The sequence below is a fragment of the Paraburkholderia bonniea genome (assembly GCF_009455625.1).
GTDB classification, from domain to species: Bacteria; Pseudomonadota; Gammaproteobacteria; order Burkholderiales; family Burkholderiaceae; genus Paraburkholderia; species Paraburkholderia bonniea.
The window spans coordinates 2,130,466-2,143,271 of sequence record NZ_QPEQ01000001.1; the positions used below are offsets into that span (position 1 = coordinate 2,130,466).

Below are 12,806 nucleotides of genomic sequence, written 5' to 3' on the forward strand. Positions count from 1 at the left end.
CGCGCTGTTTTCGCTGGTTCCGATGCTGGTGGTGGTCTGCACCTCGTTTCTGAAAATCTCGACGGTGCTGATGATGCTGCGCAACGCACTCGGCATCCAGCAAGTGCCACCGAACATCGCGCTGTACGCGCTGTCGCTGATCCTCACCTCGTACATCATGGCGCCCGTGGCGCAGCGCATGTACGACCAGGTGTCGGCCGCCCCGTCCCAGACGCGCAGCCTCGACACCTTTTTCAGCCAGATTGATTCGGGCGCAGAGCCCTTGCGCAGCTTCATGATGCGCAACTCGCAAGCAGCGCAGCGCGACTTCTTTCTCGATACCGCGCACCGGCTGTGGGGCAACGACACGCCCGCCGACATGAAGGAAGACAACTTCATCATCCTGATGCCCGCCTTCATGGTGAGCGAGCTGAAACTGGCGTTCCAGGTGAGCTTTTTACTGTTCCTGCCATTTCTGCTGATTGACCTGGTGATCTCGAACATCTTGCTGGCGATGGGGATGATGATGGTCTCGCCCACCATGATCTCTTTGCCGATCAAGCTGTTCCTGTTCATCATGCTCGACGGCTGGACCCGCCTGATTCACGGCCTCGTGCTGTCCTACGTATGAGCACCCCGGATCTCACCGCCTATCTGGCGCAGATGCTGTACCTGACGCTGCTGCTGTCGCTGCCGGTGATTCTCGCGGCCTCGGCGGTCGGGGTGCTGATGGCGATCTTGCAGGCGCTGACGCAAATCCAGGAACAGACCCTGCCAATCGCCATCAAGCTGATCGTCGCAGGCGTCACGCTGTTCATGACCGCCAACTGGATGGGCAGCGAAATGTTCATGTACGCCATCAGCATCTTCGACATGCTGCCGCGCCTCGGAGGCCATTGATGAGCGAGCTGGACTTGCCGCTGATGTTTGGCCTGCCCGTCAAGTCGCTCGCGCTGGGCTGGCTGGTGGCCCTGCCGCGCATGACCGCGCTCTGGGCCGTGGTGCCCATCCTCACGCGCCAGACCTTTCCTGGGCTCCTGAGCCTGTCGGTCAGCGCCGGGTTCGCGCTGCTGGTGGCACCGTCCATCGCCCGGCATATCTCACCCGACGGGATTGGCGTTGGCCTGATGATGGTGCTCGCGGTGAAAGAGCTGCTGCTGGGCCTGATGCTCGGCTTCTTGCTAGCGCTGCCCTTCTGGGCTGTCGAAGCCCTTGGCTTTCTGATCGACAACCAGCGTGGCGAAAGTATTTCCGGCACGCTCAATCCGTTTGATGGCCAGGACACCTCGACACTGGGCCAGCTGTTTCACGTCGCCTTCATCGTTTATGTGTTCACCAGTGGCAGCTTTACGCTGCTGCTAGGCATCCTGTACGACTCCTACATCTGGTGGCCGCCGCTAGCGTTCTGGCCAAAAATGGCGCTGTCCGACACCACGTTCTGGCTCGCCAACCTGAACCACATGGTCGAAATGATGTTGTTGCTGGCCTCGCCGGTCGTGCTCGGGATGCTGTTCGTCGAACTCGGTCTCGCGCTGATTTCACACTTCGCGCCACAGCTTCAGGTGTTCTTTCTGGCGATGCCGCTGAAAAGCGCGCTGGCCTTCATGGTGCTGGCCGCCTATACGCCCACCATGTTCGAGTACGTCAACCGCTACATCGACGAGATGACACGGGCCCTGCCACATATGTCCCAGATGATGGGACGGCTATGACCGAAAAGACCGAACAGCCCACCCCCAAAAAGGAACGCGACGCGCGCGAAGAAGGTCAGGTCGCGCACAGCAAGGACTTCTCCCAGGCCGTGCTGGTGCTGATTACGTTGCTGTGGCTGATTTTCGGTGGCGAGGGCATGGCAGAGCATATGGGCCAGGCGCTGATGGCCCCAGCCGACTTGCTGAACCTGCCCTTCACCATCGCGCTGGACGCGATGATGAAACGGATGGTGAGCGAGCTGGTCTGGCTGATGCTGCCGTTCGTGCTGATTCCGATTGTGTTCGGGCTGATCGTCGAAGTCGCACAGGTGGGCGTCACGCTCTCAGGCAAAGCGCTGATTCCAACCGGCAAACATTTGAACCCGGTCGAAAACGCCAAGAATATTTTTTCCAAAAAGAGCCTGTTCGAGCTCTTTAAAACGGTGCTGAAAATCACCGTGCTAGCCAGCATCGTGTGGCTGCTGCTGTGGCACAACCTGCCTTCGCTCGTGTGGCTGCCCAGCTCGAACATCGCCACTTGTGCGGCGGTTTTCAGTGGCTTGCTGGAAAAACTCACGCTCTATATGGCACCGGTGTACGGCACGCTCGCCGCCGCCGATGTGATCTGGCAAAAACGCCAGCACCGCAAGGAGCTGATGATGAGCCACGACGAAGTGCAGCGCGAGTTCAAGGAGATGGAGGGCGACCCCCACATCAAGCAAAAGCGCAAAGACCTGCACAAAGAGCTGGCGAATAACAAGGACGTGCAGCGCAGCGCCTCAGCCAGCGCGCTGGTGGTGAATCCGACACACGTCGCCGTGGCGCTGTATTACGACGAAGCCCGCACCGCGCTGCCGATTGTCTGGGCCAAAGGCGCAGATGGCCTCGCCCGGCAAATGATCCAGGCGGCGAAGGCCAACAAGGTGCCCGTGCTGCGCAATATCGACCTCGCATGGAAGCTCTGGGAGCACGGCGAGAAGAATCAATACATTCCGAGTGAACTGATCGGCCCAGTGGCCGACATCATCCGCGTCGTCAACGACATGAAAAATGAAGGACAGCTATGACTGATCTGCTGGAAGCCTGCCCCGGCCTTGCCCGCTATCTCGCGCAACGCCATCTGCGCCGCTCGATGTGGCAACCGCGCGGCGAACTGGAACTCTCGATTGACGACGCCCACAAGATTCGCCTGACCCTCGCGGGCGTGCGTTCCGTGGTAGTGCAATGCAGCGTCGCCACCCTGCCGCCAGGCGAAACCGCACGCGCACGCATGATGCGCGAAGCGCTCGAAGCCACCGGCGCGCTGCTGGCGCAATTGCCCGGCGGCCTCGCCATCGACCCCGCCAACCAGTGCCTGTGGTGGCAAGACGCCTTTGACTGCGGCGCGAACGAACATGAAATCGACGCCGTGCTCGAACAATTCGTCGATGCTGTTCGCACCATCTGCGAAGCCCTCGAACACAGCCCTGCCTCCAGCCCTCCTTCGCTTTTCGATTTGCGCCTACGCTCATGACTTTTTTGCCTCGCCTTCGCCCACCCGCCCTGGTGCGCCGCCCGCTGTACGCTGCGCTGTTCGCGCTGCTAACGGCGGGTGCCAGCCCAGCGCTGCTCGCCGCCACCCCCTGGCCCGCCGTCAATTATTCGTACTACGCCGAAAACACGCCCGTGCAGCGCGTGCTGAGCGACTTCGCCGCCGCCTTCAGCCTGACGCCACAGATCAGCCCGCTGGTTACCGGACGGGTCAGCGGACGCTTTAACACCGCCACGCCTACCGAGTATCTAAACCGCCTCGGCGGCATCTATGGTTTCACCTGGTTTGCGTATGGCGGCACGCTGTACATCAATCCGGCCAACCAGGTCATCACCCGCACGCTGCCCGTCACCGGCGGCAGCACGATTGCCGCCCGCGAAGCCCTCACCGCGCTGGGCGTGCTCGACCCCCGCTTTGGCTGGGGCGACATGGCCGATTCCGGGGTCGTGATGGTGTCCGGCCCGCCACCGTATGTCGACCTGGTGGAGCGCACGTTAGCCAGCCTGCCGCGCGTGGACCAGCGGCAAACGGTAGCGGTGTTTCGCTTGCAGCACGCGCAAGTGGATGACCGCGCCATCCAGTACCGCGACACGCAGATCGTGATCCCCGGCGTCGCCACCACGCTGCGCAACCTGTTGATGGATGCGGGCAGCGTCGGCAACTCAATGCGCCCCGCCGCCTCCGGTCCAGCAGCTGGCGCAGGCCCAATGGCCCTGCCCGGGCTGAACCCGCTAACCCCCTTGCCCGCGTTTGGCAGCCAGGGCGGTGGTGCCGAGCGCCCTGGTGCGCTGGCCGGTGCAGGCGCGCCAGGTGGTGCAGGTGGTAGTGGCGGCTTCGGCGGCAGCGATAGCAACAGCTCCGGTATCCGCGGCGCAGTTGAAGCCTTCCCGGCACTGAACGCGATCGTGGTTCAGGATTCACCCGACCGCATGCCGGTATATGCCGCGCTGATTAAACAGCTCGACGTACCGACCGCCGTGATCGAGATCGAAGCGATGGTGATCGACATCAACAAAGAGCGGATGAGCCAGTTGGGCGTGACATGGAGCGGCCAGATCGGCAGCATCGCCGGAGCGGTGGGCTCCGGCCCAACCGTGATGTCGATTGGCGCGGGTGCTGCGGCCGTAGCCAGCGGCGGCGCGAGCCTGCTGGCCAGTGCGGGCAATTATTTCGCCAGCAACATCCAGGCGCTGGAGCAGACCGGCGATGCGCACGTCGTGTCGCGTCCATCGGTGGTCACCAGCGACAACATCGGCGCGGTGCTGAACCTGAACCAGACGTTCTACGTGAAGGTCACCGGCGAACGGGTGGCATCGGTCACCCCCGTCACCGCCAGCACCACGCTGAAAGTGACACCACGTGTGGTGCAGCGCGACAGCCGCCAGGCGATCCAGATGTCGATCGACATCCAGGATGGCCGTGTCGTGCAAGACACCGTGGACGGGTTACCCACCGTCGTCACCAGCGCGGTCAGCACCCAGGCCATCGTGCGTGATGGCGAAAGCCTGCTGGTGGGTGGCTACAACACCGACGAAGCAGCCGTCACCGCCTCAGGCGTGCCCTTCCTGAGCAAGATTCCGGTGCTGGGCTATCTATTCGGCGGCCGTCAGAGCACCGAAAAGCAACGTGAACGGATGTTCCTGATCCGGCCGCACATCATCACGCTGGCCAGCGATGTCGAACCCCGATCAGCCCCTGGCAGCCTGCCATCGATCCAGCCGCCAGCACTGCAGCCGTTCCCGGTTGTACCCGCCCTGCCGACGCCGACGGTCATGCCGAACCAGGCACCGTATAGCATCGCGCCGGTGCCGCGGTAGGTTCTGTGGGGTTTGTTTGGCTGGCTGGTTTAGTTGAGTTTGGTTGGATTTGGGCTTGATTGGGTTTGGCCGCCGGCGTGTCATGCGTTGGCGGCCAGCGATGGTGTGATGGCGCTGGGTGCGAGCCTGTGCGGTGCCATGACAATCCAATCGCGCGCTTACAGCTTAGGTTCTTGCGCGAACCCGTCGGCCAAGCCTGGCCTGACTAGTGGCGTTTGCTGGTAGTGCCGTTGCCACGGCGGGACATTCATCGGCAGCCTATACCGCAACAAATCCGCTCGCGCCATCCCGCTCAGCGCGTTGAACATTTAGCGCGGCTTGTACCGGTGCCGCTATGGAGCGTTTTCATTCATCACATTCAGGTAGGGAGACAAAGCTCCCTACCTCGTCCGGAACGCCAGATTAGCAAGGTCTTATCGACCAGACCCTGCACGCGCTAACCGGTTCAACCATGGTTTATATCGATAATGGTTTATACCGAATTATCTCCCCGGCTTTTCAAGGCGCTTTTTTTACCACTCTCATTATTGTTATTGGAGAGGAGAGGTGTTTTTTCTACGTTTGTAATTTTAGTGAGAACATTATCACAGGCACCAATCAAAAGACGTCCTACCGGGAGTATCGCAGAGCCAATGGCAAGAGTCACAACGGCAGGCTTAAATACCTCAGCTGCAATTTCGGAGCAGGCAGAACTGCTCAAATCAGTAGATGGATCATATGAAGAACTACCATCTACCCAGTCACACCCATCGTTTTTTTTCGCTTCATAATTTGCCAATAAAACTATCCATGCCACTGGCAGCGAAATAAAAAAACTTATTCCAAACAATTTTAAATATGCCCACGCCGTGGTGCAGCAGGAATCCCTCGATTTGTCAGAATCATCAATCTGCTCGATTTTTTTACCGCTCAGCACACCTGTTTTCTCCGCACCTGAATTTCCGCTGCCACCATAATTACCCTTCGCCGAAATGTTAGACGCATACATAATGTCAAACTCCTTTATTGATTAAATAACAATTAAAATCACAAACAACCAGACACGCCAGCCGCTTTATTACCTGATGATATAAACCATTCCTCTGCGTCAATATAATAATTGCGCCAATCAAATGAGACAGGGCCACAGCGAATTTAAACTGCAATCTTGATTTCTTGATCGCCTGGCCTGGCGGTTTAGTAACCAGCCAGATCATTTCGTTCCATGATTTGAAAAATTCATGAAAAAAATGACTTCCCACATGACACGCATGATTTTTATATCAGAGTGGCTAATACAACCCGGGCATCAAACCAGTGATTTCGTGTTCTGGCGGCATGGGCAAAAGCGTATGCAGCAACGGACAACAAGGTGATAAGGCGGTACTGACGCGAACCACCACTAACAGGTTGCTGAAAAACGTTCCAGGAGGAGTAGCGCTGAAAACATCGACCTCTCAAAACGCCCTATCTGCCCCTCGCGCAATTCGGGTAAGGGATGCAGCACCCCCAAATGTGGGTTGCAGACGCCCGTCAAAACAGTTTTTCAACAGCCTGCTAAAGCGGCCGTCGTCCCGGCCTCGCCCGGCTAGTTGTGATTGCTGGTAACTGCTGGTAGCGCCGTTGCCACGGCGGGGTATTCGTTGGCAGCCTATGCCGCGACACACCCGCGCGCGCCATCCGGCTCAGCATGTTGAACATCTAGCGCGGTTTGTACCGGCGCTATGGAGCGTCTTCGCTCATCAAACTCAGGTAGGGAGACGACACTCCCTACCTCCTCCGGAACGACTGGTTAGCAAGGGAAGGTCTTACCGGCCATACCCTGTGCGCGCCAAGCGGTTCAATTATCGTTCACATCGATAACGGCGTCCTTCCCGTTTTCATTATTTAAAGGAACATTATCATTAAAAACTACTGACTCATCTTTTTTGTCATAACCACGGTTATTACTGGAGTCATGAGAAATAGGATCAATCGCTTCATCCTGTAAATTATTGCCTAGATTTTGCTTAATTTCACTAGTATTTTTATAGGAATCGTCTCCTGACGAGCCTAGACTTTTCCCAGACAGGAGACGGGTAGCTTCCGTGATTTCACTTTGTGAAAAATCGCCTGAATTTTTCTTATAAAATTTATTGTATAGATAATATACTAGCGGAGGTATCACCGCGCCAGACACCATTATTGCACCTGTATGTATAAATGTATTATTAGAGATCTTGTCGCAAGTTGACGAGTCAAAATCAGTAGATGGATCATATGAAGAGCTATCAATCAACCAGTTACACTTTTCATCTTTTCTCACGCTTAACTCTATGATCGCGGTTAGCATTGATAATCCTCCCGTAAACACCACGCCTGCTCCAGCAACCATTAAATATTCGTACACTGTGGGGCGCCGGGATTTTTCTGGCACGCCAATCTGTTCGATTTTTTTATCGCCCAGATGACCCATGTTATTCATGGAGAAATCGCCCACGCCTCCAAGGTTTCCATTTGACGATGCCTGCGAAATAGTGGATTGCACACCAGAATTCATAATATTTAACTCCTTGATTAATGGAATAATACCTAACCTTCGCAACAGTCATAAATGTCATTCGTTTTATTGTCTGACGATGTAAACCATTGCCCTGAACAATAGTTGCGCCAATCAAATATGGGCGGACTATAGTTGATTCAGGCTGCAATCTTGATTCTTTGATCGCACAGCCTGCCCACTTGGTAACCCGATAAATTATTTCGTTCCGGGATTTGAAATCTCATGGGCAAAAGATAATTCACTCCGTGACACGCATAGTTTTTATCTCAGCTTGGCTAATGCAACCCGGGCACCAAGCCAGTGATTTCGCGTTCTGGCCATATGGGCAGAAGCGTAAGCAGCAACGGGCGATAAGGTGATAAGGCGGCATTCGCGCGAACCACCGCTAAAGCGGCCGTCGTCGCCGGCTCAGCGTATTGAACATTTAGCGCAGTTTGTACCGGCGCTATGGAGCGTCTTCGCTCATCAAACTCTGGTAGGGAGACAACGCTCCCTACCTCCTCCGGAACGCCAGGTTAACAAGGGAAGGTCTTATCGGCCATGCCCTGTGCGCGCCAAGCGGTTCAATTATTTTCTACATTGATAATGACTTCTTTTTTTCATTATCGAAAGATTCATCATCTATAAAAATTACCGCATCACCTCTTTCGTCAACCTCATCATTTTTACTGGAGCTATCAGAAATATTTTTTATTACTTCATCCTGCGAAATATTCAATTTATTTCCCTCAATTTCATTACTATTTTTATATAAACTATTTTCTGCCACGACTGAACTTCTCATGGAAAGAAGAGGAGTAACTTCCTCGCTTTTATTCGTCCAGCAATATTTTTCAAATTTATTGGCGGCAAACAATGCCAGCGGAAATGCCGTCGCGCCAACCGCCACCATTTGAGAGACAAATGGAATTGCATTATCATTGATATAATTAGTTATTCCTTCACAATTCACCCCCTCAGAATTAGCAGATGAATTAGACGAAGCGCTATCACTCCCCCAGTTACAATTTTCATTCGGTACTTCGACGAAACTTGTTGCCAGGCTTAACACCGCTAGTCCCCCCAGAGCGACCGCACCTATTCCAGCAAACGCTCCATATTTGAGCGCCGTGCTCCACCGGGATTTTTCTGGCACGTCAATCTGTTCGGTTTTTTTACCGTTAACCAGACCTATGGAGATATCGCCCACGCCACCACGGTTGATATTTTGTGCCTCCTGCGAACTAACGGATTGAATATTATAAATCATGATATTTAACTCCTTGATTGATGAAATAATACTTAACTTTACCAACAGTCAGAAACGCCAGTCACTTTGTTGCCTGGCGATATAAACTATTTCTCCGAACAATAGTTACATCAATCAAATGCAACCGGACTACAGTTGATTTAGGCTGCAATTTGGATTCTTTGATCGCATAGCCTACCCACTTAGTAACCCGGCAAATTATTTCGTTCCGGGACTAAAAACCTCACGGAGGAATAATTCATTCCATTACAAGCGTATTTTTATATCTGAGTGACTAATGCAATCCGGGCATCAAGCCAGTGATTCCCTATTCTGGCCGCATGAGCAAAAGCGTAAGCAACAACGAGCGTCAAACGGCATTGACGTTGTCACCCAAAGGCGGCCGCCAGCGGACAGTGATGCCGCGACAGGACGGGCTAGCCGAGTCAGCGGATTAAACGCCGGGCCTCAACGGCTACGATGAAATCTTGTGGCTGCCTCGTGCTGCGGCAACGCTGCGGCCGGGACCATCTGAGCAGCAACAAAGTCAGCAAAAACTTCGGAGGTATAGGTCGCGCCTGATGACTTCTGCGGATAGACATCGCTGCGCCAGGACGATTGGGCGAAATTTTCTGCGGGTTCGGGTGAAGGGTTCGGGTGAAGGGTTCTGGCAGCGGGTTCTGGCAGATTAATCAGCAGGCGACTCATCGGCACCATTCCAGACAAGTTACCCAGCCCCCGCCAAGCGCCGTGTTATCGCGCGCCATCCTCTGCTGATTTCACAGCACATCACAGAAAAAACGGAACGCTCTGGCGGGGGATGTTACCCAATCAGTACTCGAAGCATCACGTTGCTGTCACTCCGGAGATCATCATGGCGGCCTGGAAGTACCACATGGCCACTGCACACGTGCCGGGCCTCCTGCTGCGCCGCACCGGGCAAGTGGCCAACGGATTTTCTGGCCCGGGCCCTGACTCAGCGCTGACGCTGACACAGGTGCAGGTGCAACAGCCCACACCTGCCGCCCGGTTTACCACGCAGCCGGGTTTTATCAGCCAGCGCACGCCACATTAATTAGCTAGTCAGTTAATCATCATTGGGGCCGGAATTAATCTCCAGCAGCCATATAAATCATGCTTCACCGTCTTTACCCTGACCACACCACCATGCTGCAAGTATTTTGCTTCAGGCCAATGCAGATGCAACCCGGCCTGCGTCACTCGCGCTGTGCCTTCACGGCCCCGGCAGGCCTGCCCAGCACATATCAAGCGGGAACTTCACGCCGCGCGGGTTCACCTATACTGCCGGACAGCTAAGCCGCTTCAGAACAGCCAAAATGCTTTAAATTTTCACCCGATATCAGGCGGATTAATTCCCATTTTTACGCTGCACTCAATAAAAACAGGTTAATCCCGGAAAACGGCCTCAAGCCTGGTCTCGATTAATTAAGTCATTCACGAATAAACCGCAAACAGAAATCATGAGCATTAATAACGTCACGAAACCATCGACAACGACATCCGGGCTGGTTCAGTCCGTCAACGACGTCAACAACATTGGCCCGATACAAGAAGAGAACCCAGGCCCCAACCGGGCCAATGGCGCAAATCATCACACCCCGACCAAACCCATCCTCGCCTCGCTAGACGAGCGACAAGACGACATCACCCAGGCGCTGGAAAGAAACTCCGGAGCCCAGCACAGCGCGCACCTCACGCGCCTGCCGCAGTCCATCGCCACTGAGCTCGCTGCCAACATCACCAAGGGTTTGCCCACCGCCTCCACGCAGAATTACTCCGCTGCCGAGACTCATTTCAAAGCTCTGATCAATACAGTGATGATCGATCACGCCCGCTCGCGTGATGGCCAAAGCCCGCTGCGCTTCGAAGGACAAACAGCAGAAGCGTACTGTGGCCGGCCGCCCACATCCAGTGAGACCTTCGACGAGGATGCCTCGCGCGCAACGCTATGCATGGCATTTCACAAACTCGCCAGCAACATCGTGGCCGGCAGCCCTCTGAACGGCGAGGCGCTGAACTGCGCGATCCTCAACGTGAAAATCCGGCTCGCCGCATGCGCGTCACAAGAAGGTGCCGAGGCTGAACGGCGGATTCTGCAGCACTGCAAGCCCTGGAAAGGCGTCAACTTCATGAGCGCTAAAGGCAGCGAAAAACGCCATGAGATCCATCTGCACCTCGACCCCAACAACCAGCAAGGTCTAGTCACACACTCCGGCATCCGCCTGAACATCTGGGCCGCCGGCGAAGCACCCGAAACCAGCAACGGGGAAATCAAATGCCTGCGGTATGACCCGAGCAAGACCTTCTGGGCAGTTCGAAGCCAGTACCGCGTGAACCAGACGGGAGACATGCTGACACTGGACCCAGAGATCATTCTAAAAACCGCTGCGGTTCCGCTAGCACTCCCCGGCACGGCACCCGGCGCAGCGCTCAGGACCATTGACAAAGTGATGTTGCGATTTCCTGCGATCAACAAGCTCAAGCTGTTTTCCGGTGACGACGGTTTCACCACGCAGGCTGACTGGGCCCTGTACCAGGCGTTCGCCTCCAAGCTGGAGGAAACGGCAACGCCAGTTGATCTGAACGCCCTCAGCCTCGCGCTCAAGGCAATCAATCAGCGCCTGGGAGAGCCCGAGCCCGCCAAAGCCTATGCCTACCTCGCTTACGACCTGAACGAAGTCAGCAAAAATCCCTTGCAAAAGCAGACCGTAGAGACGCTTCGCAACCTGCTAGAAGAAGTGGCTAAATTTTACGTCCGGCTAAAAGAATCCGAGGCTAACCCGGCATGGCAGCATCTAGCAGGCGCAGCCTTGCACAAGATCAACCACGAACTCAGCAAGCTCACCAACCAGTCCAGCGAACGCTCCGCCCCCACCTCCGCCAAATCCATACCCAGCGAGAGGCACTCACGCTAATTCTCACAATTCCGGACCCGAATGGAACTGAATCGGCCGCCATGTTACTTAGACGAAGCAACGGCCCTTCAACCCTGCTCAAGGCATTCTCATCATGGATATCAACAAGTTAATCGAACAAATCGGCGCGGTCATTGGCCTGCCGCAACTCAAGCTGGACGCTCGCGGCTTGGCGCGGGTGCGCATCGAGGGCTCGCCTGACCTGAATCTCGAAGCCGATAAGGAAGTCAACTGTCTGCACATTTACAGCACGATCATTCCAACCCCCGATGATCTGGGCGTCGAACTGTGCGAAAAGCTGTTGAGCGCCAATACCTTTGGCAGCAAAACTGGTGGTGCGAGCCTCGCGCTCGACAAGCTGGGTAATGAAGTGATTTTGTGCCATCGCATTGAAAGCGACGACATGAAGGCCGAAACCGTTCAGGCCATTCTGGAGCGCTTTGTCGCCGCCGCCGAATACTGGGTCAAGGAACTCACCGGCCTGGGCGAAACCGCTGATGCCACCGCGGCGCGCCGCGATGACTCGGCTGCTGCGAAATCAATGCGGGACAATTTCGCCATGCTCAACAACCGCATCTGACGCATCGCCCCACGACTTGCGCAGCGTCAATTCGTTGCGATTGTCGAACCTGCGGTAGCTGACGTGGTCGACAGCATGACGCACCAGCCACAAACCCAGACCACCAGCATGACGCTGTTCCAGCGGCACGCACAGGTCGGGTTGCGGGGCCTGCGTCGGATCGAAAAACGGGCCGTCGTCACCTAGTGTCAGCTCAACCACGCAGGCGGCGCAGCGCGCACTGATACTGAGCTGCCGGTCCCGATCCTGGCGGTACGCGTGAGAAAGGATGTTGGCCAGTAGCTCGTCCACCGCAAGGGCGAGCGCGAGTCTCACTGTTTCGGGTAATCCAGCCTCTTCCATCCACTGGTTAAACGCCTCCATGCATGCGCCCATAGCAGGTGCTTCGGCGTAAATGCAGCGCTGGAATTCAGGAAAGCTCATGGAAAGGATGTACCTGGGGTTGTGCTGGCTGGTAACGAAAATCAGTTGGTGCTGGCGCCAACTAACGCCAGTTTATGAAGCTATGCGCCAATCCGCCAGC

14 protein-coding genes are annotated in these 12,806 nt (G+C 55.7%); 9 read left to right on the top strand and 5 right to left on the bottom strand.

What is annotated here, in order from left to right:
* Positions 1–22 precede the first annotated feature (22 nt).
* The 6 genes from sctR to sctC are packed head-to-tail and all read left to right on the top strand — an operon-like array spanning position 23 to position 5,018.
* Entirely contained in the window at positions 23–610 is a 588-nt protein-coding gene (sctR, locus tag GH656_RS09230; RefSeq protein ID WP_246184299.1) for a type III secretion system export apparatus subunit SctR, read from the top strand.
* Positions 607–879 (top strand): type III secretion system export apparatus subunit SctS, encoded by a 273-nt coding sequence (gene sctS, locus GH656_RS09235; RefSeq protein ID WP_153075603.1) that lies wholly within the window; start codon positions 607–609, stop codon positions 877–879. The genes sctR and sctS overlap by 4 nt, the downstream gene beginning before the upstream one ends.
* Complete coding sequence (sctT, locus tag GH656_RS09240; RefSeq protein ID WP_153075604.1) at positions 879–1,691, top strand: type III secretion system export apparatus subunit SctT; 813 nt, start codon at positions 879–881, stop codon at positions 1,689–1,691. The genes sctS and sctT overlap by 1 nt, the downstream gene beginning before the upstream one ends.
* The gene (sctU, locus tag GH656_RS09245; RefSeq protein ID WP_153075605.1) at positions 1,688–2,737 is read left to right on the top strand and encodes a type III secretion system export apparatus subunit SctU; all 1,050 of its coding nucleotides are present in this window, start codon (positions 1,688–1,690) and stop codon (positions 2,735–2,737) included. The genes sctT and sctU overlap by 4 nt, the downstream gene beginning before the upstream one ends.
* Entirely contained in the window at positions 2,734–3,183 is a 450-nt protein-coding gene (locus GH656_RS09250; protein WP_153075606.1) for a CesT family type III secretion system chaperone, read from the top strand. The genes sctU and GH656_RS09250 overlap by 4 nt, the downstream gene beginning before the upstream one ends.
* Positions 3,180–5,018: a type III secretion system outer membrane ring subunit SctC gene (gene sctC, locus GH656_RS09255; RefSeq protein ID WP_153075607.1), complete on the top strand. Its 1,839-nt coding sequence runs from the start codon at positions 3,180–3,182 to the stop codon at positions 5,016–5,018. Before GH656_RS09250 ends, sctC begins: the two co-directional genes overlap by 4 nt.
* Positions 5,019–5,490: 472 nt before the next feature.
* Here the strand turns inward: sctC and GH656_RS09260 are convergent, their stop codons facing one another.
* The 4 genes from GH656_RS09260 to GH656_RS09275 form a co-directional block, all read right to left on the bottom strand.
* Entirely contained in the window at positions 5,491–6,006 is a 516-nt protein-coding gene (locus tag GH656_RS09260; RefSeq protein WP_153075608.1) for a hypothetical protein, read from the bottom strand.
* 831 nt (positions 6,007–6,837) lie between these two features.
* A complete protein-coding gene (locus GH656_RS09265; protein WP_153075609.1) occupies positions 6,838–7,536 on the bottom strand; it encodes a hypothetical protein in 699 nt (232 codons plus the stop codon).
* Positions 7,537–8,113: 577 nt separating this feature from the next.
* Positions 8,114–8,788 carry a hypothetical protein gene (locus tag GH656_RS09270; RefSeq protein WP_153075610.1) on the bottom strand — a complete coding sequence of 225 codons (675 nt, stop codon included), beginning with the start codon at positions 8,786–8,788 and terminating at the stop codon, positions 8,114–8,116.
* A gap of 447 nt (positions 8,789–9,235) precedes the next feature.
* The gene (locus GH656_RS09275) at positions 9,236–9,475 is read right to left on the bottom strand and encodes a hypothetical protein (protein WP_153075611.1); all 240 of its coding nucleotides are present in this window, start codon (positions 9,473–9,475) and stop codon (positions 9,236–9,238) included.
* A 187-nt stretch (positions 9,476–9,662) separates the two neighbouring features.
* On the opposite strand from GH656_RS09275, the gene GH656_RS09280 reads away from it, so the two are divergent.
* The 3 genes from GH656_RS09280 to GH656_RS09290 all read left to right on the top strand — a co-directional run bounded on the left by GH656_RS09280 (position 9,663) and on the right by GH656_RS09290 (position 12,283).
* Positions 9,663–9,842, top strand: coding sequence for a hypothetical protein (locus tag GH656_RS09280; protein ID WP_217352243.1), 180 nt, complete (start codon positions 9,663–9,665; stop codon positions 9,840–9,842).
* 406 nt (positions 9,843–10,248) lie between these two features.
* Positions 10,249–11,703 (top strand): hypothetical protein, encoded by a 1,455-nt coding sequence (locus GH656_RS09285; RefSeq protein WP_153075613.1) that lies wholly within the window; start codon positions 10,249–10,251, stop codon positions 11,701–11,703.
* 94 nt (positions 11,704–11,797) lie between these two features.
* Positions 11,798–12,283, top strand: coding sequence for a type III secretion system chaperone (locus tag GH656_RS09290; RefSeq protein ID WP_153075614.1), 486 nt, complete (start codon positions 11,798–11,800; stop codon positions 12,281–12,283).
* Here GH656_RS09290 and GH656_RS09295 read toward each other — a convergent pair.
* Positions 12,242–12,706 carry an ATP-binding protein gene (locus GH656_RS09295; RefSeq protein WP_153075615.1) on the bottom strand — a complete coding sequence of 155 codons (465 nt, stop codon included), beginning with the start codon at positions 12,704–12,706 and terminating at the stop codon, positions 12,242–12,244. The genes GH656_RS09290 and GH656_RS09295 overlap by 42 nt on opposite strands.
* Positions 12,707–12,806: the final 100 nt, after the last annotated feature.